We start from the raw sequence: 512 nt of genomic DNA on the forward strand, positions 1-512 counted from the left end.
AGCGTACACGGTGGATGCCTTGGCAATCAGAGGCGAAGAAGGACGTGCTAATCTGCGAAAAGCTTGGATGAGTTGATAAGAAGCGTTTAATCCAAGATATCCGAATGGGGAAACCCAGTAGATGAAGAATCTACTATTATTAAGTGAATACATAGCTTAATAAGGCAAACCGGGAGAACTGAAACATCTAAGTACCCCGAGGAAAAGAAATCAACCGAGATTCTGTAAGTAGCGGCGAGCGAAAGCGGAAGAGCCTGTTAGTGATAATGGTTTTGTTAGGAGAATGAGCTGGGAAGCTCAATCGTAGAGGGTGATAATCCCGTATCCGAAAACATTATTATGGTACTAAGCTAACGACAAGTAGGGCGGGACACGAGAAATCCTGTTTGAAGATGGGGGGACCATCCTCCAAGGCTAAATACTCCTGATTGACCGATAGTGAACCAGTACTGTGAAGGAAAGGCGAAAAGAACCCCAGTGAGGGGAGTGAAATAGAACCTGAAACCGTGTAC

1 rRNA gene is annotated in these 512 nt (G+C 45.1%); it reads left to right on the forward strand.

Going from position 1 to position 512, the window contains the following annotated elements:
- Positions 1–512 (forward strand): 23S ribosomal RNA (locus DAI17_RS20790); the annotation flags it as partial.

Source organism: Nocardioides sediminis (assembly GCF_003047295.1).
Classification (GTDB): Bacteria; Actinomycetota; Actinomycetes; order Propionibacteriales; family Nocardioidaceae; genus Nocardioides; species Nocardioides sediminis.